Source organism: Pseudomonas sp. 7-41 (assembly GCF_021233075.1).
GTDB classification, from domain to species: domain Bacteria; phylum Pseudomonadota; class Gammaproteobacteria; order Pseudomonadales; family Pseudomonadaceae; genus Aquipseudomonas; species Aquipseudomonas veronii.
Genome location: NZ_CP089551.1, coordinates 513375 through 538868 on the forward strand (window position 1 = coordinate 513375; position 25494 = coordinate 538868).

Consider the following 25494-nt stretch of genomic DNA (forward strand, 5'->3'; position numbering starts at 1 on the left):
AGACAATCGGAAAAGCCACGGTATAGTAACCCGATCACCCCAAGGAGCCGCTTATGCGCCAGAAACCCACCGTCCTCTCCCGCGAAATAGTCGCCAGTAGCCGTTTGTTCCGCGTGGAAGCAGTGCAATTGCGCTTTTCCAACGGCGTAGAACGGACCTACGAGCGCCTGGTGGGGCGCGGTGCCGGCTACGGCGCGGTGATGATCGTGGCGATGATCGACGCCGAGCATGCGTTGCTGGTGGAGGAGTACTGCGGCGGGACCGACGAATACGAGCTTTCGCTGCCCAAGGGTTTGATCGAGCCGGGCGAGGATGTGCTGGCGGCGGCGGACCGTGAACTCAAGGAAGAAGCCGGCTATGGCGCACGCCAGTTGGAGCACCTCACCGAGCTTTCGCTGTCGCCTGGCTACATGAGCCAGAAAATCCAGGTGGTACTGGCCACCGATCTGTATGAAGAACGCCTGGAAGGCGATGAACCCGAGCCGATGCGTGTAGACCGGGTCAACCTGCGCGAGCTGGCGCAACTGGCGCAAAACGAGCAGTTCAGCGAAGGCCGTGCCCTGGCCGCGCTGTACCTGGTACGAGACCTGTTGACCCAGCGTGGAGTGTTCAGCGCATGAGCGAATTGTTTCTAGGCCACCCATTCATTGCCCCGGTGATCGAGCTGGCGCGCCAGGCCGGTGAAGTCATCATGCCGTTCTGGCGCGCCAATGTGGCCGTGACGTCCAAGTCCGATAATTCACCCGTGACGGCGGCCGACCTTGCCGCTCATCATCTGATTCTCGCCGGCCTTACCGCGCTGGACCCGAGCATCCCGGTGCTTTCTGAAGAAGACGCCGATATCGACCAGAGCGTGCGTGCCGGCTGGCAGCGCTGGTGGTTGGTGGACCCGTTGGATGGCACCAAGGAATTCATTTCCGGCAGCGATGAATTCACTGTCAACGTCGCGTTGATCGAACAGGGCCGCGTGGTGTTTGGCGTGGTGTCGATGCCCACCAGCGGCCGTTGCTACTTTGGCGGCGCGGGCCTGGGGGCGTGGCGCTCCGATGTGAACGAAGCGCCCAGGCCGATCCAGGTGCGCCTGGCCCCGGCCGCCGGCGAGGCGTTTACCGTGGTTGCCAGCCGCCGACACAGCAGCCCTGAGCAGGAGCGTTTGCTCCAGGGCTTGAGCGAAGGCTTGGGTGAGTTGAAGCTGGCGAATATCGGCAGCTCGTTGAAGTTTTGCCTGTTGGCCGAAGGCAGTGCCGATTGCTACCCGCGCCTGGCGCCGACCTCCCAGTGGGATACCGCCGCAGCCCAGGGCGTGCTCGAAGGTGCGGGCGGCGAAGTGCTGGAGTTGAGCGGCGAGCCGTTCAGCTATCCGGCGCGGGAATCGTTGCTGAACCCGTTCTTCCTGGCGCTGCCGGCCAAAGCCGCGTGGCGCGAACGCCTGCTCACCCTGGCTCGCGCTTAAGGCCTCAGCAGATCAAAATGTAGGGGGGCTTGCTCCCACTTTGTTTTGTGGCGCGGCGGCTAGCGGTGCAGGACGTACTGGCCGCTGAAAACCACCGCCCGCTCGTCACTGCCGTCATTCACAATCCACGTTTCCAGGGTCAACCGTGCGCGGCCATGGCGCTTGTACGTCGCCACAAAGCGCTTCCACACTTTCTCCTCCGGCGCCTGGCAGATCACGGTCGCGTCTCGTGTGACCGGCAGCGGGTAACTGATCTGCCCTTCCTGGATCACGATATGCCCGTCTTCAATGCCTTCTTCACGCAACTGCAAGTGCAGCCAACCCCAACCCGCCAAGACCGCGCCGCAGTACAGGCTGCCGCCGAACATGGTGCTCTTGTGGTTGATATTGGCTTGCAGGGGCAAGTGCAGTTGCAATTGGCCGTTTTGCCAGTCGAGCACCTTGAGGCCCATTTCCCGGGTGAGGGGGATGTCGTGGTGGAGGATAGATTCCAGGTAACGGCTGTCGCGGCTCATGGCGGCCTCTTGGCGGATAGGGTGGGTTATTCGTCGTCGCTGCTGTGGCTGGCGCTGTCGGCAAAGTTGAGGCCGTGCTTGCGCAGTTTGTCATGCAGGGTCTTGCGCGGTACGCCGAGGGCTTCGGCGAGGCTGCGCAGGGAACTGTGGGGGCGGCTCAGTTCGGCGGCGATCAGGCTTTTTTCGAACTGTTCGACTTGTTCGCTCAGGCCGCCGGGGGTGGAGGTCAGCAGGCCGGCGGAGAGATTGTCCGGGGTGTTGTCCAGCGCCAACTCCAGGCCCAGGGCGAAGCGCTCGGCGGCGTTCTGCAATTCCCGCACATTGCCCGGCCAACTGTGGCGCAGCAGCAGTGCGCGCTGGCCCGGCTGCAATTCGTGCAGCGGCAGGCCATGGCGGCTGCTGGCTTCGTCGGCAAAGTGCTGGAACAGCATCAGCGCATCTTCACCGCGCTCACGCAGCGGCGGAATCCGCAACGGCGCGACGTTGAGGCGGTAATACAAGTCGGCGCGGAAGCGGCCCTGGTCGGCGGACTGGCGCAGGTCTTCCTTGGTGGCGGCGATGATGCGGATATCCAGCGGGATCAGTTGATTGCCGCCCAGGCGCTCGACCACGCGCTCCTGCAGCAGGCGCAGCAGCTTGACCTGCACATCCAGGCTCATGCTTTCGATTTCGTCGAGGAACAATGTGCCGCCGTTGGCGAATTCGAATTTGCCGATGCGGCGTTTTTGCGCGCCGGTAAAGGCGCCCGGCTCGTGGCCGAACAGCTCGCTTTCGACCACCGACTCGGCGAGCGCCCCGGCGTTGATCGCCACGAAAGGCCCGCTGCGCCGGCTCGACAAGTCGTGCAGTGCGCGGGCGACCACCTCTTTGCCGGCGCCGGTTTCGCCGAGGATCAGTACATCGGCCTTGGTTGCCGCCAGCGCGCCGATCTGCTCGCGCAGGCGCAGCATTTGCGGGGAATGCCCGACCAGGCGCGTGCTCAATTGCTGGCGATCGCTGAGGGCCAGGCGCAGGCTGCGGTTATCCAGCACTAGCCGGCGCAGGGCCAGGGCGCGGCGCACGCTGTCGAGCAGGGCGTCGCTGGCGAACGGCTTTTCGAGGAAGTCATACGCACCGGCACGCATGGCCTGCACCGCCAGCGGTACATCGCCGTGGCCGGTGATCAGCAGCACCGGCAGCTCCGGGTCCTGGCCGTGCAGCTCGGCCAGCAACTCCAGGCCGTCCATGCCGGGCATGCGGATATCGCTGACCACCACGCCCGGCCAATCCCGCGACAGCTGCGCGGTGAGGCCGGTGGCTTCGCCCAGGGGCAGGACTTTCAGCCCGGCCAGGTCCAGGGTCTGGCACAGGGCCTGACGCAAGTGTGGATCGTCGTCGATCAACACCACCTGAATCTGGTTATCGATACTCATACACTGCGGTCCTCGGACGGTTGCAGACTGACGCCCGGCGAGCCGGCACGCAATTTCAAGGTTAACAGCGCGCCGCCTTGCTTGTGGTTGGCAAACAGCAGTTCGCCACCAAAGGCACGCATCAAGGTGTCACAGATCGCCAGGCCCAGCCCGAGGCCCTGGGTGCGGGTCTTGGTGGTATAGAACGGCTCGCTGGCGCGTCCCAGGGCTTCCATGCAAAACCCCGGGCCGTTGTCGCGAATGTACAGGTTGACGCCCTGCTCGGTGGTTTCGGCACTCAGCCAGAGTTTGCGCGGCGGGCCTTTTTCGGTGAGGGCGTCGAGGGCATTGGCCAGCAGGTTGCCCAGCACTTGGCGTAGGCGGGTTTCACCGGCCTCGACCCACAAGGTCGCCTCGGGCAAATCGCGGATCAGCTCGACTTCCATCGCGCGCCGCCGTTTGGCCAGCAACGCCAGCGCGTCGTCCAGTGCCGGTTGCAGGGCGACGCTTTCCGGCGCATGCCGATCGCGGCGGGCGAACGCGCGCAAGTGGGCGATGATCGAGGCCATGCGCCCGGTCAGCTCGCTGATCAGTTTGAGATTGCCGCGCGCGTCGTCGGTTCGCTCATGGTCGAGCAGGATTTCGGCGTTTTCCGCGTAGCTGCGAATCGCCGCCAGGGGCTGATTGAGCTCGTGGCTGATGCTCGCCGACATGGTGCCCAGCGCCGACAGTTTGCCCGCCTGCACCAGGTCGTCCTGGGCGCGCACCAGTTCCTGCTGCGCATGTTCGCGCTCCAGCACTTCCTGTTTCAGACGCCGGTTGAGCCCTTCCAGGTCGCTGGTACGCTCGGCCACGCGCATTTCCAGTTCGCGTCGGGCCTTGGCTTCGAAGGCGATGCGGTCCAGGTAGTGTCGACGGCGCTGCATCATCAGGCCCAGCAGCAACATCAGCACCAACAGCGTGGCGCCGCCCACCGCGACCACGGTGCGTACCGGGCGGTTGATCAACGATTGTGGCGCGAGGATCTCCACGTTCCAGCCGGTTTCGGCGATGGCCGTGGATTGGCGCAGCCAGGCCGTCGGGCTCAAGGCCAGCGGTTGCGGATCGCGGGTCGGGTAGGGCTGGATCGCGATGATCGCCTGGCGCTCTTCGTCCGTCAGTGGCCGGGTGGCGCGGAACCGCCATTGCGGGCGCGAGGTCAGGATCACGACGCCGTTGTGGTCGGTGACCAGCAGTTGCTCGGGGGTGTTGCCCCACAGGCTTTCGGTGTGGTCCAGGTCGACCTTGACCACCAGCACACCGATGACTTTCTCGCCATCGCGCACCGCGGCGGCGAAGAAGTAGCCGCGTTTGGCCGAGGTAGTGCCCAAGCCGAAGAATCGGCCCAGGCGCCCGGCCATGGCTTCGCTGAAATACGGGCGGAACGAGAAATTGCGCCCGACGAAGCTGTCTTGCTTGTCCCAGTTGGACGCAGCGAGGGTCTTGCCGGTGGTGTCCATCAGGTACATCACTTCGACCCCGGCCTGGGCGGCGACGTCCTTGAGCAACAGGTTGGCGTTGGCCAGGTTGGTACTGACCTGCGGTGCCGCCAGCGCGGTGCGCAGGGCTGGCAAGTCGCCGAGGATCTGCGGCAGCACTTCATAGCGGTGCAGGGTGCCCAGCAGGTTGGCGACGTACAGGTCGAGGGTCTGGCGGTTCTGCCCGGCCAGTTCGCTGCGGTAGTAGCGCTCGGCCAGGTGCTCCAGCGGCCACAGCAGCGGCGCCAGGCACAGCGCCAACAGGGCGAGGCTGCGCCAGCGGGGTCTTCGCGGGAGGGGTGGGGTCATGGGAGTCATGCGCCTGAGGGTACAGGCGCATTATGCCTAGTGCTGCTGTGCAAGACACTCGCGCAATGCGTCTTGCCACAGCGGCTGGCTGACCTGCCACTGCTGTTGCAGGCGGCTGCAATCGAGGCGCGAGTTCAGTGGGCGCCTGGCCGGCGTCGGGTAGGCGCTGGACGGGATCGCTTCCAGGTCGGCGCAGGGTTTGCCTGTGGCGCGCAGGTGCTCGCCAATCGCCTGGGCGAAGCCGAACCACGACGTTTCGCCTTGGGCGGTCAGGTGATAGACACCCCAGTCGCCCGCTTGCCCGGCCTGCCAGCGCTCGATCAACGCGCGGGTGCTGTTGGCGATGGTGCCGGCCCAGGTCGGCGCGCCGATCTGGTCGGCGACGATCCGCATCTGCGGTTTTTCTTGCAGCAGACGCTGCATGGTCAACAGGAAGTTCTTGCCGTGAAGGGAGTAGACCCAACTGGTGCGCAGGATCAGGTATTCGCCCCCCACTGCCACGATCGCCTGCTCACCGGCGAGCTTGCTCTGGCCGTAGACGCCCAGCGGGTTGGGTGTGTCGGCTTCGGTGTAGGGCGCAGGTTTACTGCCGTCGAACACGTAGTCGGTGGAGTAATGGATCAGCGGCACGCCCAAGGCCTTGGCTTCCTCGGCGAGAACGCCGGGCGCGGTGGCGTTGATCGCGAAGGCCGCGTCCGGCTCGCTTTCGGCCTGATCGACCGCGGTGTGGGCCGCGGCGTTGATGATCAGGTCGGGGCGATGGGCGCGAACTTGCTGGCGGATCTGGTCGACGTGAGCCAGGTCCAGCCTGTCGCGGCCCAGCACGATGAGTTCGCCCAGGCCCAGGAGTCGTTGTTGCAGCTCTTGGGAGAGTTGGCCGTGTTGGCCGGTGATCAGGATCTTCATGGGAACAGGTCGGCTTCCATCAGCAGTTTGCCGGCCTGGTCCTTGGAGGACAGTTGCGGCGGTTCGGTCAGTTCCCAGTCGATGGCCAGCGTAGGGTCATTCCAGAGGATGCTACGCTCGGCGCTCGGTTGGTAGTAATCGGTGGTCTTGTAGAGGAATTCTGCGTAGTCGCTCAACACCACGAAACCATGGGCGAAGCCTTCCGGCACCCACAGTTGGCGGTTGTTCTGTGCCGACAGGCGCACGCCGACCCATTGACCGAAGTTCGGCGAGCTGCGACGAATGTCGACGGCTACGTCGAGTACTTCGCCGGCAATGACACGCACCAGTTTGCCCTGGGTATGTTCAAGCTGATAGTGCAGACCCCGCAGCACGCCTTTTTGCGAGCGTGAGTGGTTGTCCTGCACGAAGTCGCGCTGCAGCCCGGTGGCCGCTTCAAAGGCACGGGCATTGAAGCTTTCGTAGAAAAAACCGCGCTCATCACCAAACACTTTCGGTTCGAGGATCAGTACGCCGGGCAGTGAAGTTTGCACTACATTCACGGGTGTTCTCCGGCCAGCGAGTACAGGTATTGGCCATAACCGGTCTTGCCGAAGTACTTGGCGCGTTCCAGCAGATGGTCACGATCGATCCAGCCATTTTCGTAGGCGATTTCTTCGAGGCAGGCGACTTTCAGCCCTTGGCGGTGCTCGATGGTCTGCACATAGGTCGAGGCTTCGAGCAGGCTGTCGTGGGTGCCGGTGTCGAGCCAGGCAAAGCCACGTCCAAAACGCTCCACATGCAAGTCGCCGCGCTTGAGGTAAGCGTTGTTCACGTCGGTGATCTCCAGTTCGCCACGGGGCGAGGGCTTGACCGCCTTGGCGATGTTGATCACGTCGTTATCGTAGAAATACAGACCGGTTACGGCATAGCTGGATTTTGGCTTCGCCGGCTTCTCTTCGATCGACAGGGCGCGGCCCTCTTTGTCGAAGTCGATTACGCCGAAACGCTCTGGATCTTTGACCCAATAGCCGAACACGGTGGCGCCGGACGGGCGCTCGGCCGCGGTGCGCAGTTGATCACCGAAGTGTTGGCCATGGAAAATATTGTCGCCCAGGATCAGGCACACCGGATCGTCGCCGATGAATGCTTCGCCAATGATGAAGGCTTGAGCCAAACCGTCCGGCGACGGCTGCTCTGCATAGCTGAAACGCACGCCGAACTGGCTGCCATCCCCCAGCAGATTGCGGTATTGCGGCAAGTCCACCGGCGTGGAGATCACCAGGATGTCCTTGATTCCCGCGAGCATCAGCACCGAAATCGGGTAGTAGATCATCGGCTTGTCATACACCGGCAACAGTTGTTTGGACACGCCCAGGGTGATGGGGTGCAAACGGGTGCCGGAGCCGCCGGCCAATACGATTCCCTTCATCATGCAAGCAGATCCTTCATGTCGGTATTGCCCAATCGTTCGCCCTGATAACTGCCGTCCTGGACTCTGCGGCACCATTCCAGGTTATCGAGGTACCACTGCACGGTTTTGCGCAGCCCGGTTTCAAAGGTTTCTTGCGGGACCCAGCCCAACTCGCGTTCGATCTTGCTGGCGTCGATGGCGTAGCGCTGGTCGTGGCCGGGGCGGTCCTTGACGAAGGTGATCAGGTCGGCAAAGTGCGCGACACCGGCCGGGTGTTGCGGTGCCAGCTCTTCCAGCAGGGCGCAGATGCTGCGTACCACGTCGATATTCTTCTGCTCGTTGTGGCCACCGATGTTGTAGGTCTCGCCGACCACGCCTTCGGTCACCACCTTGAGCAACGCACGGGCGTGGTCTTCGACGAACAGCCAGTCGCGGACCTGCAAGCCGTCGCCGTAGACTGGCAACGGCTTGCCAGCGAGGGCGTTGAGGATCACCAGGGGGATCAGCTTCTCGGGGAAATGAAACGGCCCGTAGTTGTTCGAGCAGTTGGTCAGCAATACCGGCAGGCCATACGTGCGCTGCCAGGCGCGAACCAGGTGGTCGGACGCGGCCTTGCTGGCCGAATAGGGCGAGCTGGGGGCGTAGGGCGTGGTTTCAGTGAACAGATCGTCCACGCCGTGCAGGTCGCCGTACACCTCGTCGGTGGAGATGTGGTGGAAGCGGAACGCGCTCCTGGCCGGTTCTGCGAGCGTTTGCCAATACGCGCGGGCGGCTTCCAGCAGGCTGTAGGTGCCGACAATGTTGGTCTGGATAAAATCCGACGGGCCGTCGATGGAGCGGTCCACGTGGGACTCGGCCGCCAGGTGCATGATCGCCTGGGGCTCGAAGCGCGCGAGCACGGCGCTGACGGTGGCCTGGTCGACGATATCGGCCTGGACGAACTCATAGCGGCTGTTGGACGCGATGCTGGTCAGCGACTCCAGGTTGCCGGCGTAGGTCAGTTTGTCCAGGTTGAGCACTTCGTGCTCGGTGTGTTGAATCAGGTGGCGGATCAGGGCAGAGCCGATGAAACCAGCGCCGCCAGTGACAAGAATGCGCATGTTCGGAGGGCCTTTTCCTTGGACGGACGTTAAGCGGATGGAGCATAGCTTGAGTTGTGCGGCAGGGTCGCGCAAGCACGGTATGCGAAGGGGTTGCCTAACCCCCCTCAATAATGGCGATATAAGCGCCTGACAAAAAAGCCGAGGTCGCCCCATGTTGCTCGCTACGTTGATCCATCGCGCCAGCCTACCCTGCCCGCAAGTGGGGCCCGACCAGGCGATTCGGTTACTTGAGCAGCATTACGGCCTCACTGGCACCTTACGGTCCCTGGGCAGCCAACAAGACCTCAACTACAGCATCGACACCAACCATGGCCGCTTTGTTCTGAAAATCTGCCTGGGCGACTACGCCGCCGTCGAATTGCACGCCCAGCATGCCGCGCTCCACGCCTTGCAGACGCAGGACGGGTTGCGCGTCCCCCGAGTCATCAAGGCCCTGACCGGTGAGGACCTGCTGACCGTGACCGTCGACGGGCAAACCCTGCACCTGCGGCTGTTGGATTACATCGACGGCCAGCCCTTGACCCACCTGCCTCACGTGGGCCGCGAGGTCATCGCAGGCTTCGGTGACTTGTGCGGGCGGATGAGCCAGGCGCTGGCCGATTTTGCGCATCCGGGCCTGGCGCGGACCCTGCAATGGGACCCGCGCCACGCGCAGGAACTGATCAGCCACCTGCTGGCGACCCTGCCAGACCTGCCCCACCGCGCGGCATTGGAGCAAGTCGCCGAGCAGGTCGGTGAGCGCATTCGGCCCCTGGCGGATCACTTGCCGTGGCAAGCGGTACACATGGACATTACCGATGACAATGTGGTCTGGCAGCGCGATGCCCTGCGTCATTGGCAGATCCAGGGGGTGATCGATTTCGGCGATCTGGTGCACACCTGGCGCATCGCCGACCTGTCGGTGACCTGCGCCGCCTTGCTGCACCATGCCCAGGGCGATCCCTTTGCCATTTTGCCGGCAATCCAGGCCTGTCATGCCGTTACGCCGTTGCAGCGTGAAGAACTGCAGGCGCTATGGCCACTGATCGTCGCCCGTGCGGCGGTGCTGGTGCTCAGCAGCGAACAGCAGCAACGCCTGGACCCCGATAACGACTACCTGTTGAAAAACGCCGAGCATGAGTGGGAAATTTTCCAGGTTGCAACGTCGGTGCCGTTTGAATTGATGGAGGCGGCGATCCTGCTCTGTGTCGGGCAGACGCTGCCACCGATCGCCAGCGAGGGGTTCGCGCCGCTCTTGCCGGGGCTGGTGGGACGCGAGTTCGCGCTGATCGACCTGGGAGTGCTCAGCCCACACTTCGAAGCGGGTAATTGGGAACAGCCGGGGATTGACCGGCGCTTACTGGACGAGGCTGCGGCGGTTCACGGGTTGGCCGCCAGTCGCTACGGCCAATACCGTTTGTCGCGCACCTGCCCGGACAGCGCCACGGAACCGCAGACGTTCCCGCTGCATGTCGAGTTGCACCTGCCCCACGGTACAGCGGTGGAGGCGCCCTTCGCTGGGGTGCTGCGTGTCGGTGCCGATGGCTTGCTGTGCGTGCAGGATGGTCCGTTGAGCCTGCGCTTGTGGGGTGTAAGCACCTCATTGAGCGCGGGAGCGGCGGTGGTGGAGGGGCAAATACTGGGCGAGGTCCATGCTCCCCTGACCGTGCAATGGTGCCGCGCCGACGTTGAGCCACCGCTGTTCTGCACGCCGAGCCGGGCGTCGGCGTGGCAAGCGCTATGCCCGTCACCCTCGGCGCTGCTGGGGCTGGCCTGCGATGCCGAACCCGAACTCGACCCCCAAGCCCTGCTGGCGCGACGCGATGCCAGCTTCGCGCGCTCGCAGAAGCATTATTACGTCGATCCGCCGCGCATCGAACGAGGCTGGCGCAACCATCTGATCGACATGCAGGGCCGCTCCTATCTGGACATGCTCAACAACGTCGCTGTGCTCGGCCATGGTCACCCCCGCATGGCAGCGGTGGCGGCGCGGCAGTGGTCGCTGCTCAACACCAACTCGCGCTTTCACTATGCGGCGATTGCCGAATTCTCCGAGCGCTTGCTGGCGCTGGCGCCGGACGGCATGGACCGGGTCTTCCTGGTCAACAGCGGCACCGAGGCCAATGACCTGGCCATCCGCCTGGCCTGGGCCTACAGCGGCGGGCGCGACATGCTCAGTGTGCTGGAGGCCTACCACGGTTGGTCGGTGGCGGCGGATGCGGTGTCCACGTCGATTGCCGATAACCCCAAGGCCCTGAGCAGTCGTCCGGACTGGGTCCACCCGGTGACCGCGCCCAATACCTATCGCGGTGAGTTCCGCGGGCAGGACAGCGCGCCGGATTACGTGCGAAGTGTGGAACATAACCTGGCGAAAATCGCCGCGAGCCAGCGCCAACTGGCCGGTTTCATCTGTGAGCCGGTGTATGGCAATGCCGGGGGCATCTCCCTGCCGCCGGGCTATTTGCAGCAGGTGTATGCGTTGGTGCGCGCCCAAGGTGGCGTGTGCATCGCCGATGAGGTTCAGGTGGGTTATGGCCGCATGGGGCATTTCTTCTGGGGCTTTGAAGAGCAGGGCGTGGTGCCCGATATCATTACCATGGCCAAGGGCATGGGCAACGGTCAGCCGTTGGGGGCGGTGATCACCCGTCGCGAGATTGCCGAGGCGCTGGAGGCCGAGGGGTATTTCTTCTCGTCATCGGGGGGCAGCCCGGTCAGTTGCCGGATCGGCATGGCGGTGCTGGATGTGATGGAGGAAGAAAAGCTCTGGGAAAACGCCCAAGTGGTCGGCGCGCATTTCAAGGCGCGGCTGGAAGCCCTGATCGACCGTCACCCGTTGGTCGGCGCGGTTCATGGTTCCGGCTTCTATCTGGGCCTGGAGCTGGTGCGCGACCGGCATACCCTGGAACCCGCCACCGAAGAGACCACACTGCTGTGCGACCGCTTGCGTGAGCTGGGGATTTTCATGCAGCCGACCGGTGATTACCTGAACATTCTCAAGATCAAGCCGCCGATGGTCACCTCCAGACGCAGTGTGGATTTCTTTGTCGACATGCTGTCGAAGGTGCTGGACGAACAGTTGTAAATAATCGATTGTTATCGATTAAATGCTGTCATATTTATCGACTATGTTGTTTTGATGCTTTTAAGGCCGATTTTTATCGGTTATAAAGTCGGCCTTCACCCTTTCGGAGCCCTGATCGCCATGACCACCCTGCACAGCACACCTCGCGCCGATGGCTTTCATATGCCTGCCGAATGGGCGCCACAGACCCAGGCCTGGATGATCTGGCCCGAGCGCCCGGACAACTGGCGCCTGGGTGGCAAGCCGGCGCAGGCCGCGCACGTGGCGGTGGCCAAGGCTATCGCGCGTTTCGAGCCGGTCACCGTGGCGGTTTCCGCCGGCCAGTACGAAAACGCCCGTGCCCGCCTCGACGTGCCCAATATCCGCGTGGTGGAAATGTCCAGCGACGACGCCTGGGTGCGCGACACCGGCCCGACTTTCGTGATCGACAGCCGTGGTGAAGTGCGCGGCGTGAACTGGGATTTCAACGCCTGGGGCGGTTTTGACGGCGGCCTGTATGCGCCGTGGAACCGTGACGCGCAGGTCGGCGGCAAGATCCTCGAGATCGAGCGTGCGCCGCGCTACCGCACCGAAGGGTTTGTGCTGGAAGGCGGCTCGATTCATGTCGACGGCGAAGGCACCCTGATCACCACCGAAGAATGCCTGCTCAACCGCAATCGCAACCCGCATCTCGACCGTGCAGCCATCGAGGCTGTGCTGAGCGCCAACCTGGCTGTGGATAAGATCATCTGGTTGCCAGACGGCCTGTTCAACGACGAAACCGACGGCCATGTGGATAACTTCTGCTGCTATGTACGCCCGGGCGAAGTGCTGCTGGCCTGGACCGACGACCCGCAAGACCCGAACTACTCACGCTGCCATGCCGCCATGGACGTGCTGCAAAGCAGCACCGATGCCCGGGGCCGCTCGTTCACAGTGCATAAAATGCCGATTCCGGGGCCGCTTTATGCCACCGAAGCAGAGTGCGCGGGTGTGGACCCGGTGGACGGCAGCCAGGAGCGCAACCCTTCCGTGCGTCTGGCCGGTTCCTACGTCAACTTCCTGATCGTCAACGGCGGCATCATCGCGCCGAGCTTCGACGACCCGCTGGACAACCAGGCCCGCGAAATCCTGCAGAACCTGTTCCCGCAGCACGAAGTAGTGATGGTGCCGGGCCGCGAACTGTTACTGGGTGGGGGCAATATCCATTGCCTGACCCAACAACAGCCTGCCCCGCAGAAAAACTGAGTGCGGTTGTAACAACGTCGGAGCGACGACCGGGCGCCACTCGGTTCTAGCGTTCACAGCAAGCCCGCGGCCCCGTAAGGCCGTGGGCTTTTTTGTGTCCAACTGCCTATAAATACTGCACATTGGCATAGCTTTTGTATTGGTATTGTCACAGTGGCCCACGGTGATGACTGCGCAGTTCTGTCATAAACCTTGAGTAAGTTAGCGGCTCACGCAGTAGGAGAGAGCGCTGAAATGAATGTCGATATCAACTTGATGCACACGCGCACGTTCCACCCCGTGCGAGTCAACAGTGACGAAATCCATGCGCTGGCGCTCTGGTTGAAGGCACATGGCTCACGGCAGGTCAGGCAGCCGCCTGATTTATTCAGTGTGATGAGTGAGCGCTACCCGGCAGGCTTGTTCAGCGACGAAGAAATGCACGCATTGTGCGAATTGATGAATAACTGAGAACTCGCCGATCAACCATCGGCGAGGGAGCACGTTCGCCATTGCGGTGTGCCCTTCACTGAATAAGTGATTGAGCTATACCTGTCGCGAGCAGGCCCCCGTTTAAAGTCGGTTCAGTCTTAGAAACAGCAGGTTCCCCTCACCATGATGTGACGACAGATCTTCGGGCTGAATCTGCGTCACATGGCTCGCTTAAGCGCATAAGACCTTACTTGAAAATAATGACAATTATTTGCATTTGTGCGCGTGCCTGTTCCCACGCGTTCGACTTATAAAATATGTTAGTGAGTCCGTATTTTTTCTGTATGGATAAGATTTCCAGGCGATGGCCGAAGCGCTGTAGGCCGTGGCTTAGAATTTTTTTGCCTAAATACAGACGATTAGCGAAATTGACACATAGTTCAACGCGAGACTAGCATTGCGTCCAACGCCTGTGGCTAACAGCCATGACTCAACCAATAAGAAAAGGCCCGCGGCAGTTCAGTCGTCCGCGGGCTTTGTTTTTTTCGGAAAAAGTCGACACCAAAACAGCAATACGGAGCCTGGTGTCATAGCGCGTACTCAACCAGTAATAAGGAATATAAGAAATGTTGAAACAACGGATGAGTCTGATCGCTCTGGGGATTTTGAGCGCATCGACAGCCATGGCAAACGACCAGGAGCAATCCAAGGGTTTCGTTGAAGACAGCCACCTGAACATCGCCGCACGTAACGCTTACATCAGCCGTGACTACAAGAACGGCAAGCAAGACAAAGCCGAATGGGGCCAAGGCTTCATCGGTAAGTTCGAGTCCGGTTTCACCCAAGGCACCGTCGGTGTGGGTGTGGACGTGATTGGCCAGTACGCCATTCGCCTGGACGGCGGTAAAGGCCGCAGCGGCGCGGGCGGTATCGACTTCTTCAAGCAAGGCGACAGCGGCTCTGCCGCCAACGACCTGGCTAAAGGCGGTGCGGCGGTGAAGTTCCGCCTGTCCAACACTGTGCTCAAGTACGGCGACCAGTTCCCGAACGTGCCCGTGCTGGCTTACGACAACTCTCGTCTGTTGTCGGAAACCTACACCGGTACCTCGATCGTTTCCAAAGAGATCGAAGGTCTGCAACTGGATGGGGGCCACTTCACCAAAGAAGCGCGTAAGAGCGCTGAAGGTACCGACAGCGGCCGTCTGAAAAGCATCGATTACATCGGTGGTAGCTACAAATTCACCGAAAGCCTGTCGGCAGCGCTGTACGCCTCCGACATGCAGGACGTGCTGAAGAAGCAATACGTGAACGTCAACTACGTACTGGCCCTGCCGGAAAAGCAGTCGCTGACGTTTGACTTCAACGGCTACAAGACCAAGCTGGATCGCAGCTTCGCCCTGGAAAACCAAGGTGATGCAGACGCGCGCGACAACAAAATCTGGAGCCTGGGCGCCACGTGGGCTGTTGGTCCGCACAGCTTCACCGTCGCTCACCAGCGCAGCACCGGCGACACCGGCTACCTGTACGGCGGCTACCGCAACGATGGCGGCATCGGCGACGGCGGCAACACCATCCTGCTGGCCAACTCCTACTGGTCCGACTTCAACGGCAAGGACGAGCGTTCGTGGCAAGCGGCCTACGGCATCGACTTCGCTACCTTCGGCATGCCTGGCCTGACCTACAACGTGGCCTACGTGCGCGGTACCAATATCGACGACGGCAGCGGTCGTGGCGATGGCACCGAGCGTGAAATCTGGAACCAGTTCAAGTACGTCGTTCAGAGCGGCCCGGTCAAAGACCTGAGCCTGCGTGCTCGTGCCTCGTGGTTGCGCGTTTCCAACAACGCCAGCAACTACAACGTAGGCGGTAACGAATTCCGCCTGTTCGCCGACTACCCGATCAACGTTTTCTAATTGATCCGGCGTCGCGCCTGATTGCAGGCGATAAAAAACCCCGACTGGTTCGGGGTTTTTTTATGTCGCGGGTTCAGTCCTGCCGGTTTTGCAGAATCTTGCGGGCGAGGGATGCGTTGACGTAGTCGGTCATCAGCGTCAGGCCTTCATAGGGTTCGATCTTCTTGTTGTCGATGCACAACTGCGCCATCTGCAACAGCACCTGACGTTTCTTGCGGTTGACCCGCGCACCGGGTACGCCGAATGCGGTTTTGCGCAGTTCGGGCAACGGCGCCTCGGGCGTCAGTTCGACGGTCACCCAGATGCCTTGGATAAACTGCAGCGTGACAGTGGCGATGTGTTCGATGGGCAGCGGTTGCGCCAGATTGGCGAACACAAAATGTTCCGGCGTCAGGCGCAACGCGGTCTGCGGCGCGCGTTTGAACCGGCGGATGCCCAGCCATAGAAATATCAGCGCAATGCTGGCAATCCCCGCCCCGGCACCCACGGCGGACAGCACCGTGCCTTTCAAGCGTTCCGGGGCAAGCCAGGGCTCGCTCATCATCGCCAGCCCTAGCAACATAAACGGCAGCGCCAACACCGCCATTAACACGGCACGTCGGCGACCGCCTTCGTGCAGGGCATGTTCGCCTTGCGCCGAGGCGGCCAGGGTTTCCAGCAGATGAGTGTGAGCGCTGTGTTCGCAGGCCGCTGCGGCGATCAGGTCGTGGGACAGTTGCTCACGCAGCGGGTGCGCCGCGCTGAAAAGGGCATCGATTTGCCGGCTCGCAGCCTCTGCGTCCACGCCACGGGTGGCGCTGTGCATGGCGTCGGCCCAGGGCACACGCAATGCGTGCAGGCGCTCGCCGTTGGAGGGGTGGGAATCGGTCGGGTGGGGTTGATGCGTTTCCAGCGCTTCGTCGGGTGCCTGCAATTCTTGGCCTTGCAACGCGGCGAGGGCGGCGTTCAGCACATCGCCCTCAACGGGGGTGTCGCAATGGGCCAGTAGCACGTCTTCCACAGGCGTCTGCAACACCGATATGCGCAACAGCGCCGAGGCTACTGCCGCATTGCCTGCCAAGCGGCCACCGGCGGCGTCGGCCAGCAACTCGCGCTCACGGCTCCAGCGGTTCACCGCATGATCGAAGCGCTGCATGAAAAACACCCCGAACAGGAACGACGGGCGCATCAACCAACCCTGGATCAGATCGCTGTTCATCATGGTCTGCGCCAGCGTCTCCAGGCTGCGGCTGACGCCATCGTAGATCGGCACAAAGCGCAGGCTGTACTCGGTGTCTTCGCCGACAAAATGTGCCAGCTCATGGCCGATCACGGCGTCGACTTCCTCGCGGCTCAGCAACCCCAGGTACAGCAGCGGCACATGCAGGGTGCGCCCGTGCAGCGGCGTTTCAGCGGGCCGCACCGTGGCGGGGCTGGAGGTCACGTAAAAGCCCAGGGCGAGGCTGACCACAATATGATCCGGCGGCAACGCGCCCAATCTGTCGGCCAACTCGCGCACCTGGCGCCATAACCCGGGCGCCTGTTCAGCCGTCACCACCCGGCCGAACATCTCGAGCGGCGTGGGCTCGAACATCACCAGCATATGCCGCAGTTGTTTGAGCAGCAGCCAGATCGAATACAGGCAGATTACCGAGATTACCCCCAGCCACCCCATCAGCTTGACTTCGCCCCGGCCCAACCGGCCGATATGCCACAGCGCCAGGCCCTCATAACTCAGCACCAAGGCGAGCGTCGCCGCCATCGCCACCACCTGGCTTACCAGTACGTAGGGCAACAACCGGCTGCCCAGGGAAAATACCTGCAGCAACTGTTCTCGCGACTGCTGCGCGCGCCGCCCCGCCCATTGCGTACCGGCCAGCGCGGCCACGCCGATCAGCGCGGCGAGCAGTCCGAGCCCCATCACCCAGGGTGCCAGCGTGCGCAAGACGCGATTGAGTTGGCGCGCGGTGGGCAGCTCGGCCTCGATTCGCGCCAGTCGGGAGAGAAACTGCTCCGGGCTGAGGGCGTCACTGCCCACCGTAATGGGCACCGTCGGATTTTCTTCCACCCACCTCTTCAGCACGGGCTTCATCACGTTGACATAGGCTTGGGCTTGGTCGGGAACCAGCGCGCCCTCGGTGGCGCGCTGCAATTGCCATGTTCCAACGCCGGCCAGCAGCAGGGGAAAAATGATCAGCAGGAAAATCAGTTTTATGGCGTTCATGGGAGTCCGTTCGCAACGCAGAAAGCGAACGTTTATACCGAAGAACAGGTGGGGTGGGCGAGAGGAGCGGTCTTCCCGGGCGTTAGGAAAAAGCGCCGTGGGAAGGAGGAGGGCTCTGTAGGCTAGATCGTCAATTCTGAAACGCTTTGACCTGTCAGCGGTCGAGGCGTTTGGCGTGGGGCTTGCTGACTGTTAACCATGGGCGATGATTTGTCCTCAGAATCGCCCACTGATACCCAACAGCGGCCCCTTCTGGACAATGTCGTAGACAAAGCCATCGTGACGATAATCAACCCCCATGGCCCGGTAGCCGAGCACCGCTGAAAACCCGGGTGAAAACTCCCAGCCTGCCAGCGCTGCCAGGTCCCAGTCTTCCCGGGACTGCCCGGTGCCCACCATCCCCCAGGATGACAGCCAGAATCGATCATTCACTGCATAGTGCCCTCGCAGGCCCGCCATGGCGTCTGCCCACGTCGCATTGTCAGAGCCAGAGGAACCGCCAGCCGGCCCACCATGCAGGCGGATGGTGGTGCCGCTGTACCAGACGCGCACGCCACCCGCGACATCCAACCGACGGCTTTCATCACCCAACACCGTGTACCCGCCTCCCAGGAACCCGGAGGCGGTCTTGCTTTCCACCTCAAGTTTGGACGCGGGGGCGTCCGCCGGCAGACGGTTGCGGGTGTCGGTGTCGATGTACATCAGGTCGGCGAGTACGCTGTATGGGCCGCGTCGCGCCTCGCCCATCAGCATCGCCGACATATCCACAGTGCGTGCGATATCCGCGAAATCGGACTTTATAAACTGGGTTCCGGTGCTGCTATGGCCCACATGTCCGCGAATGCCGGCGCCCCACACGTAAGGCCCACCGTTGAAGGTCCAGCCATCGCCGTCGGCCGCCATGGCCCTTGTTGGCAAACCGGACGCGGCTACCGCCAAGGCGCCAGCCACCAATGCCAGGCGTGCATGTTTGCGCCGCAACGCCGAGCGTGGGTTGTCGCTGTGCATCATGGTGTTTCTCCGGTCAATGCTGAGTCAGCGAGAGCGCCACACCCTCGGCCGCACAGTCCTCTGTAGGCTTGAGCCCCGCTTTTTGAGCGGCCTTGACCTCTTCCTTCGCGGCCGCCAGGTCCGCCAGGAACATCGGATTACTATGCAAACTCGCCACGGTCGCAGCCCCCATGATGCGGCCTGCGTCCACATCGCTCTGCCAATGAGCATCGCAGATGACCCGGCTCTGGCCGAATGACAGCCCGCGAGTCATCAATTCAGTGGCGCGTGCGGGTTGAATCTCGGCCAGCAACAGCCCCCAGGCCCAACCGGCAGCGGAGTGGCCGGACGGCCAGGAGCCATCCGTGCGCAGCAACGGTTCCATGTCTTTACGACAGGTTCCTTCGTTGTGCGCCACGAATGGGCGGGTGCGGTTGTAGGCGTTTTTCCCGGCATAGGTGGAACCGCCCGCATCCGTCAGGGTGCGCTGCATCAAGGTATAAAGATGCGGTGTGTTTTCTTCGGTGATCGGTGTGCCCATCGCGCAGGAAAATGCTTTCGCTGGGCCCGGAAATGACAGCTCGGCATCCGCTGCCGCGAGTTTCTCCCGGGCCGTACCTCGCAGCGACAGCGCCGCTCGGCGTGCTTCCTCATCCCGCGCGAGCGCTGCAGAGTCGGGCTTTGGCGGGGCGCCAAGCAATGCCAGGCGCAGTGGCAAGTCGGCCGAGTCAAGATAGCCCGGGGCGAGTTTGAAGTGAGGGTCCGTGACCTTGGTGACAGCATCGTCGGCCAGCACCAGCCCGGAGCAGAGCAGGCCGGCCAGCCCCAGTTGCTTTTGTATTGTTTTCATCGAGGGTTCCCTTATCTATCCCGGAATTGCCGGCTGATCAAAACCGGTAGAGGGCATTCAGATAGGCGCCTGCGCCCACTTTTTCGCCTGTCAGCGGGCTGTTGCGGGCATCGGAGACCAGGGCGTAGGTTTTGACGCCGCCTTCCAGTGCCAGTTGTGGTTGCCATTGCCAGGTGAGGCCCAGTTTCAAGGTCACGTCGCGCATCCCGCCACCGGGGTGGTATTCGTCGAACCGGGTGCGTGCAGCCTGTTGGGCGGTGACACCGAAGCGCGCCATCATGTCGTTCTCGTTGCTCCAGGTGCCGTACAGGGTCGAGTCCAGGGTCAATGTCGAAGACAGTGCGTAGGCAGTGGCCACCCCGGCCTCCAGATACGCGGTACGCCCCAGGCTTTGCCCACCGTAATCACGGTTCTGGGTTGATTGCAGGCCTCGAACGAACAGGCGACCGGCCGGAAGCACCCAATACGCTTCCGCCCCGACCAAGGCCGTGCTGTCCAGGTTGCCCATTCCCCTCAGGTAGTTATCCCGACCGTCGAGGGTGTGGATTCTTTCCTTGCGCCCCGGGTCGTAACCCATCAGCAGAGCCACGCCAAAAGGAGAAAGCCCCGGCAAATCCCAGCGCAGTCCGTCCGGGAAAGCGGCGGTGAATTTGCCCCAGTTTTCGGTAGGCAAGACCGCTTTGAATTTCAGTGAAGGGAATGCGGCATAGTGTGAAGCGCCTTCGTACAACGGGCCGACGGCCAGCCCGCCGCCGACGGTCACGGAGGGTTCGTTTGAATCCTCCGCGTGTGCAGGCAATACCATCGCAAGTGCGAGTGTCGCACCGGTAATGAGCGTTACCGGATGCTTGAGAAAGTTTGAACCACCGATGGTTGTCATTGCGTCTCTCCTATGCGGTAAAGCCAAACTTATTGGCGTTTTTATTTAGTTATAAAGTTTGTAGATTTTTAATCAGCGCGTGACTGGCTGCGGCTTCGGAAAGCTCCATTGGCCATTCAGTATTTGTTCGCTTGGCTGATAAAGCCTGACTGTGTAGTTCCAGCCGGGTGGAGTCGGCAGGCAATTCGCGATCTTTGCGTCGCAGCCACCGAACTGAATGACAATCGAACCATCCTCACTTTTCTTGGCGGTGAGGTTGTTCAACGAGTAAGCGTCCTGAGGGTTTTTCTCAAAGTAACCGTCTTCGTTATAAACACTCACGGACCAGAAACTATTCACCGGAACATCCCCGACTTTGAGCCGGTACACAGTGTTGCCGTTGTTCTTTGGCATCACCCCGCCCAGGTAGATAGCGTCCTTGGCCGGGTTTCCGCCCCACCCCGTCGCAGTGCCGATCAAGTGATGGATCGGGTTGACCGCGCCCTTGGGCCCAAAGGACTGGTTGTAGTCGGGAATGGTCGAGCCCAGGACGGCCAAGGCATCACGTACCTTGGCCTGGCTGGCCTGGTCCCACTTCGGTACGACGAACTCCCCAACCTTGGCTTGGCTGACCGTGATTGCGTCCTGCAGTGCATGCACTGTTTCAAGATCTTTGCGATCGGAGGGGTCGAAGAACGTCCGCACCGCCACAAACACATAACGTGTGCCGACAGCCTCTTTCGTCAGCGTCCGGCGACCGGCGCCGTAAGTGACGATGGGTACGTAGTGATCTTCATTGATCACCGCCATCGACATGAACCTTCCCCCGGCCTCGGGCAAGGTGATCGTGACGGGGCCTGCATCGAGATCGAACACCGCCGATGAATAGAGCGTGTCCCGATTCATCCGCACCACATTCTGGGCATCGATTGGCACGGCTTCGCGGCTGTGAACAAAGCGGCCCAAACTGCCAGTCGCCACCATTTTTCCCAAGTAGAGATCGGACTCGGCACGCACGAAGTTATCTACACCCACCGGTATTGCCGCGTCCGAGGATGACTGGGCGTTCGCGCTTCCAAAAGCTGCCAACGCCATGGCGAAGATGCAGGCCGTGGATGAAGGGGACATGTAAACCTCTTGGTTTTATAAGTTGGCGTTAACTTTTTGACTGTATAAGAACGCCTTGGCACAAACTTGCCATTTGGTGCCAAAAGCAAAGCGAGCGCGCACGCGAAGGCCATCCCTGAACGGGGCTAAAGAGTTGGGCAAGCAGGCGTCAGGAGGGGAGGTTAACGATCTTGTTTCAACAAGATGGAGCGATAGCGCGACGGCGGGCTCCCGGTCCAGCGCTTGAAGGCACGCGTGAAGTGCGCGGGATCGCTGTAGCCGACCATATAGGCAATCTCGGTTGCGCTGTATTTACCGCTGGCCAGTAACTGAAATGCTTCGCTACGACGTGTCTCGTCACGTAATGCGTCAAAGTCGATGCCGCAATGTTCGAGGCGACGCTGCAACGTTCGGGGCGACAGCCCGATCGTTCGTGAAATAGTCGCAAGTTTGGACAGTTCCTGATCCGCTATCTGCTTGGCGAGCACGTCAGCTGTTTCAGTGGTCGACTTCAAGGCTTGAGTGGTTTTCCAGGCAATATCCCGAGTGTAGTGCAGGGGAATTTCAAGCAACTCACGATCGAACTCGATCATGTTGTACTCAGCGTTCATGTGGAGATTCGGGCCCAGGTATTCTTCAAGCGCCTCGTCGCCTCTTTCTCTTGGGTTCTTTAGATGTACGCGTATGGCGCCGGGCTCGCCGGACATGAGCGGCACTTTTCTGAGCACCACCAGGCTGGCGGTAATGACTTGCTTCGGATCAGCCCCGTGCTGCCCGTTAAAGTGGTGGATGAGTTTCGTCGTGCGCCCTTCGGTGACAATGTTTACTTCTCCTCCTTGATGCAGTAATTGCGTATGGACTGCCGCCATTGCACACGCCTGAGCGAGGCTGGTGGAACCCAATATCAATTCGCCCCATGCACCGAGTGAGCGCACGTCGGTCAAATGCCCCACAGACGCACCGGCGAAGGGGTCCTGTGCGATAGCTGCCATTTCGTTGGCGATATGAAAGCAGGCCGCTCGTGGTACCCAGGCATCCGGGTTTTGAAACACGTGAGGAGAGATACCAAAACGCCGAAAGAACTCCAGCGGCAACACGCTGCGCATGCTCAGATAGGGGGCTATTTGTCGAAGAGTGCTGAGTTTGATGGCTGGCGCAGCATTCGTCATGGGGGGCGCACCTGTTTTTAGAGGCAATCCACTTGAAACCGTCTGGGTGCGCGGGGAAATACGTGTGGAACTTCTGCTGAAGTCGCGCTGTTGAAAGCACAGTAAACATGATGGTCGATTCGGCGACAAGATCATCGCTTTTCGACATTCGTCCCCTTTCCCGTTACTGCTCAAGCATCAAGCTACGCCAAATGATTATCGGCGCTTCCACAGGTGCAACTTGCGGTTGCAACGGCGCCTGTGTGTGCGGTGGCGGTTCCTCTGGTTCAGGCGCTGGGGGCTGGTACTTGGCGGCGTGCACGTTATCGACTGACATATTGTTGGAGTGCGCTTATTGGAGAGTGATGATGACTTTGCCTTTTGATCTGCCCTGCTCGACGTAGCGCAACGCCTCTGCCGTCGATTCAAAAGGGAAGGAACGATCAATGACCGGTTTGATGACACCAGCTTCGATAAGCGAGGTGATTTTTTGCAGTTGTGCGCCGCTGGCCCGCATAAACAGAAATGCATAGTTCACCCCGTGCTTGCGGGCTTTTCTACGAATACCGCTGCTCAGCAGGCGCATGACTTGTCGCAGCATCCAGGACAAGCCTTGCGCTTGGGCAAAGGCTGCCGTCGGTGGCCCGGAGAGGGAAATGAGCTGTCCGCCGGGCTTGAGAACCTCGACCGATTTCATCAGCACATCCTTGCCCTGGCTGTTTAATACCACGTCGAAATCGTGTAATTCGCTCGCAAAGTCGTGCTTCTTGTAGTCGATGACCACATCCGCCCCAAGCGCCTTCACCCATTCGACATTCGCCGTGCTGGTGGTGGTTGCAACGAAAGCGCCGAGGTGTTTGGCGAGCTGGATGGCAAACGTGCCGACACCGCCGGAGCCGGCATGAATCAACACCTTCTGGCCTTTTTTCAGCTGGGCGGTCTCAACCAGCGCCTGCCAGGCCGTCAAGGCGGCCAAGGGGACGGACGCCGCTTCGGCCATGTCCAGGTTCGAGGGTTTCAGCGCGAGCGCGTTTTCGTTCACGGCGATCAGTTCGGCAAACGTGCCGATGCGATCCTCGGGAGGGCGTGCATAGACTTCGTCTCCCGGGTTGAACCGCGTCACCGCCGAGCCTGTGCGAACGACCACCCCCGCCAGGTCGTTGCCCAAGACCAATGGAAATGTATAAGGCAGGATCAGTTTGAATTCGCCGGTTCTGATCTTCGAGTCCAACGGGTTCACGCTTGTTGCGTGCACCTGGATCAGAACGTCATGCACACCGACCGCAGGGTCGGGCACTTCGCCAAGCATGCCGTTCTGCTTGCCGTAGCGGTCGATAAGAAATGCCTTCATGTTGCAACGCTCTTGTCGGTGGAATGAGAACGGGGCGCGGCCCCGGCAACGTTGATGCGATGAGACGTTCAGGCGTCGAGGAACGCCAAGGTCTTGCTCACGAAATCGCCAGGGTGCTGGAAAATGCTGCCATGCCCGGCGTCCGGGTAAATGACCAGTTGCGCGTCGGGGATTCGCTTTGCCAGCTCAAGCGAGTTGACCGTGGGCACCATGATGTCGTTGTCGCCGTTGGCGATCAGCGTCGGCATCTGCAAGCGCCCGAGGTCTTGCGGCGCCTGCTTGCCCCACGCAGTAATGGCTTTTAATTGCCGAAAAAACGCACGGGGTGTCGGGCCTTTGTCCCGGTCTTGCTGGCGTTCTTTCAGCCGTCGCAAATACTCGGACGCGGCGCGTTGTCCGTTGGCCGTGCCGGTAAAGAATAGGTAGAACTTGGGATCGCGTAGCGTCAGCAGCCCCTTGAGCATCAACGGCCAGGTCACCGAACCGACGTTGTCGATGCCTGTGCCGCCGGCCGGTCCGGTTCCGGTGAGGATCAGCCGGCGCACGCGTTCGGGGGCTTTCAGGGCGATGTCTTGAGCGACGAAGCCGCCGAGTGAAAAGCCGAGCAGGTCCACCTTGTCCAAACCCAACGCACGGATAAAACCGATGCCATCGTCAGCCATTTCACCGACGGTCAACGGCGCGACGCCCCCCGAGCCACCGATACCACGGTAATCGGTGGTGATGACACGCCGGTTTTTCGCCAGACCGTCAATGATCCTGGGGTCAAAGTTATCCAGCACTGCCCCCCAATGGTTGAACATGACCAGCGGAACCTGCGTTCTGGGGCCCAGATCGCGGTAGGCAAAAGGTATCCCGCCCACCAGAACCGACTGGTTCGCCGCGTGGATAAATGACGACGGTGAACCGGGATGATTGCTGCTAGCCAAAAGAGTCATGTTTATTCCGTGCGATTGCTGAGCGAGGCCGACCTGCTCGACAGGGTTCAGACTTCAGTCAAATAACGCGGCGCCACGACGGACTGTCTGATCTGCGACAAAAGACCCTGACGTGCGGTTTGCAGGGCATCCCAGCGCTCGCCTTCTTGCAGCGGCGGAATGGTCACCGGTTCGCGGCGATCGAAGCCGACCAGTGCGGCATCGACCAGGTCAGCCACTTCCATGACTTCGCTCAAGGTGTTGATGTCGATACCGGCGCGATCCCAGATCTCCGTGCGGGTGGCCGCGGGCAATACGGCCTGCACATAAACACCCTGAGGCGAAAGCTCCAGGCTCAGGCCTTGGGAAAGGAACAGCACAAACGCCTTGGTCGCCCCGTAGACCGACATACCAAACTCAGGCGCCAGGCCCACCACCGAACCGATGTTGATGATCGCGCCTGCACCGGCTTTGGCCAGGCGTGGCGCGATGGCGCTGGCGAGTCGCACCAGCGCCGTGGTGTTGAGGGCCACCAGTTGCGCCACGCTGTCGGTGCTTTGCTCGATGAAGCTGCCGGACTGCGCGGCACCGGCATTGTTGACGAGGATGCCGATGCGAGCGTCATCCCGCAGGCGCGCTTCGACGGTGTGCAGGTCGCCGAGTTGAGTCAGGTCGGCCGCAAGCACTTCAACGGCGACGTTGTGTTCGCCACGCAACTTTGCGGCGAGCGTTTCCAGGCGCGCGTGGTCGCGGGCAACCAACACCAGATCATGCCCGCGTTGGGCAAAACGCTCGGCGTAAACCGCGCCGATGCCAGTGGAAGCGCCAGTGATGAGAACGGTAGGGTAAGTCGTCATGATGTCAGCTCTT

22 protein-coding genes are annotated in these 25494 nt (G+C 61.4%); 6 read left to right on the forward strand and 16 right to left on the reverse strand.

The features are described from left to right. Window positions 1-53: 53 nt before the first annotated feature. Together nudE and cysQ are read left to right on the forward strand one after the other, a co-directional pair. Complete coding sequence (nudE, locus tag LQ249_RS02255; protein ID WP_017848557.1) at window positions 54-620, forward strand: ADP compounds hydrolase NudE; 567 nt, start codon at window positions 54-56, stop codon at window positions 618-620. Next, the gene (gene cysQ, locus LQ249_RS02260; RefSeq protein ID WP_046385043.1) at window positions 617-1453 is read left to right on the forward strand and encodes a 3'(2'),5'-bisphosphate nucleotidase CysQ; all 837 of its coding nucleotides are present in this window, start codon (window positions 617-619) and stop codon (window positions 1451-1453) included. The genes nudE and cysQ overlap by 4 nt, the downstream gene beginning before the upstream one ends. A gap of 59 nt (window positions 1454-1512) precedes the next feature. Here the strand turns inward: cysQ and LQ249_RS02265 are convergent, their stop codons facing one another. From LQ249_RS02265 to rfbB, 7 genes are read right to left on the reverse strand one after another with little or no spacing between them, the layout of a single operon-like run. After that, the gene (locus LQ249_RS02265) at window positions 1513-1968 is read right to left on the reverse strand and encodes a thioesterase domain-containing protein (RefSeq protein WP_046385042.1); all 456 of its coding nucleotides are present in this window, start codon (window positions 1966-1968) and stop codon (window positions 1513-1515) included. Window positions 1969-1994: 26 nt separating this feature from the next. Further along, window positions 1995-3380, reverse strand: coding sequence for a sigma-54-dependent transcriptional regulator (locus LQ249_RS02270; RefSeq protein WP_046385041.1), 1386 nt, complete (start codon window positions 3378-3380; stop codon window positions 1995-1997). Further along, a complete protein-coding gene (locus LQ249_RS02275) occupies window positions 3377-5185 on the reverse strand; it encodes a sensor histidine kinase (protein ID WP_046385040.1) in 1809 nt (602 codons plus the stop codon). Before LQ249_RS02275 ends, LQ249_RS02270 begins: the two co-directional genes overlap by 4 nt. 36 nt (window positions 5186-5221) lie before the next feature. Further along, window positions 5222-6091, reverse strand: coding sequence for a dTDP-4-dehydrorhamnose reductase (gene rfbD, locus LQ249_RS02280; RefSeq protein WP_046385039.1), 870 nt, complete (start codon window positions 6089-6091; stop codon window positions 5222-5224). Next, window positions 6088-6633 carry a dTDP-4-dehydrorhamnose 3,5-epimerase gene (rfbC, locus tag LQ249_RS02285; RefSeq protein ID WP_046385038.1) on the reverse strand — a complete coding sequence of 182 codons (546 nt, stop codon included), beginning with the start codon at window positions 6631-6633 and terminating at the stop codon, window positions 6088-6090. The genes rfbD and rfbC overlap by 4 nt, the downstream gene beginning before the upstream one ends. Next, complete coding sequence (gene rfbA, locus LQ249_RS02290) at window positions 6630-7505, reverse strand: glucose-1-phosphate thymidylyltransferase RfbA (RefSeq protein WP_232566161.1); 876 nt, start codon at window positions 7503-7505, stop codon at window positions 6630-6632. The genes rfbC and rfbA overlap by 4 nt, the downstream gene beginning before the upstream one ends. After that, on the reverse strand, window positions 7502-8584 hold the full coding sequence (gene rfbB / locus LQ249_RS02295) for a dTDP-glucose 4,6-dehydratase (protein ID WP_046488737.1): 1083 nt from the start codon (window positions 8582-8584) through the stop codon (window positions 7502-7504). The genes rfbA and rfbB overlap by 4 nt, the downstream gene beginning before the upstream one ends. 154 nt (window positions 8585-8738) lie before the next feature. On the opposite strand from rfbB, the gene LQ249_RS02300 reads away from it, so the two are divergent. From LQ249_RS02300 to LQ249_RS02315, 4 genes are all read left to right on the forward strand, one after another. Further along, window positions 8739-11648 carry an aminotransferase gene (locus tag LQ249_RS02300; RefSeq protein ID WP_232566162.1) on the forward strand — a complete coding sequence of 970 codons (2910 nt, stop codon included), beginning with the start codon at window positions 8739-8741 and terminating at the stop codon, window positions 11646-11648. Window positions 11649-11768: 120 nt separating this feature from the next. Beyond that, on the forward strand, window positions 11769-12875 hold the full coding sequence (aguA, locus tag LQ249_RS02305; RefSeq protein ID WP_057005777.1) for an agmatine deiminase: 1107 nt from the start codon (window positions 11769-11771) through the stop codon (window positions 12873-12875). 234 nt (window positions 12876-13109) lie between these two features. Continuing rightward, window positions 13110-13325 carry a hypothetical protein gene (locus LQ249_RS02310; protein WP_017848546.1) on the forward strand — a complete coding sequence of 72 codons (216 nt, stop codon included), beginning with the start codon at window positions 13110-13112 and terminating at the stop codon, window positions 13323-13325. Between the two features lie 587 nt (window positions 13326-13912). Next, window positions 13913-15199 (forward strand): OprD family porin, encoded by a 1287-nt coding sequence (locus LQ249_RS02315; protein WP_046385033.1) that lies wholly within the window; start codon window positions 13913-13915, stop codon window positions 15197-15199. 73 nt (window positions 15200-15272) lie between these two features. On the opposite strand, the gene LQ249_RS02320 is transcribed toward LQ249_RS02315, so the two are convergent. The 9 genes from LQ249_RS02320 to LQ249_RS02360 all read right to left on the reverse strand — a co-directional run bounded on the left by LQ249_RS02320 (window position 15273) and on the right by LQ249_RS02360 (window position 25481). Continuing rightward, complete coding sequence (locus LQ249_RS02320; RefSeq protein WP_232566163.1) at window positions 15273-17402, reverse strand: M48 family metallopeptidase; 2130 nt, start codon at window positions 17400-17402, stop codon at window positions 15273-15275. Between the two features lie 216 nt (window positions 17403-17618). Further along, the gene (locus LQ249_RS02325; protein ID WP_057005779.1) at window positions 17619-18413 is read right to left on the reverse strand and encodes a hypothetical protein; all 795 of its coding nucleotides are present in this window, start codon (window positions 18411-18413) and stop codon (window positions 17619-17621) included. A gap of 13 nt (window positions 18414-18426) precedes the next feature. Then, entirely contained in the window at window positions 18427-19242 is an 816-nt protein-coding gene (locus LQ249_RS02330) for an acid phosphatase (RefSeq protein WP_057005780.1), read from the reverse strand. 37 nt (window positions 19243-19279) lie between these two features. Beyond that, on the reverse strand, window positions 19280-20122 hold the full coding sequence (locus LQ249_RS02335) for a MipA/OmpV family protein (protein ID WP_057005781.1): 843 nt from the start codon (window positions 20120-20122) through the stop codon (window positions 19280-19282). Between the two features lie 72 nt (window positions 20123-20194). Continuing rightward, on the reverse strand, window positions 20195-21229 hold the full coding sequence (locus LQ249_RS02340; protein ID WP_232566164.1) for a DUF1254 domain-containing protein: 1035 nt from the start codon (window positions 21227-21229) through the stop codon (window positions 20195-20197). 161 nt (window positions 21230-21390) lie between these two features. Continuing rightward, complete coding sequence (locus LQ249_RS02345; RefSeq protein WP_057005783.1) at window positions 21391-22377, reverse strand: AraC family transcriptional regulator; 987 nt, start codon at window positions 22375-22377, stop codon at window positions 21391-21393. Window positions 22378-22708: 331 nt separating this feature from the next. Beyond that, window positions 22709-23707, reverse strand: a complete 999-nt coding sequence (locus LQ249_RS02350; protein WP_128192233.1) for an NADP-dependent oxidoreductase — start codon at window positions 23705-23707, stop codon at window positions 22709-22711. Between the two features lie 68 nt (window positions 23708-23775). Next, window positions 23776-24645 carry an alpha/beta fold hydrolase gene (locus tag LQ249_RS02355; RefSeq protein ID WP_128192232.1) on the reverse strand — a complete coding sequence of 290 codons (870 nt, stop codon included), beginning with the start codon at window positions 24643-24645 and terminating at the stop codon, window positions 23776-23778. Between the two features lie 47 nt (window positions 24646-24692). Continuing rightward, window positions 24693-25481: an SDR family NAD(P)-dependent oxidoreductase gene (locus LQ249_RS02360; protein WP_046488723.1), complete on the reverse strand. Its 789-nt coding sequence runs from the start codon at window positions 25479-25481 to the stop codon at window positions 24693-24695. Window positions 25482-25494 lie beyond the last annotated feature (13 nt).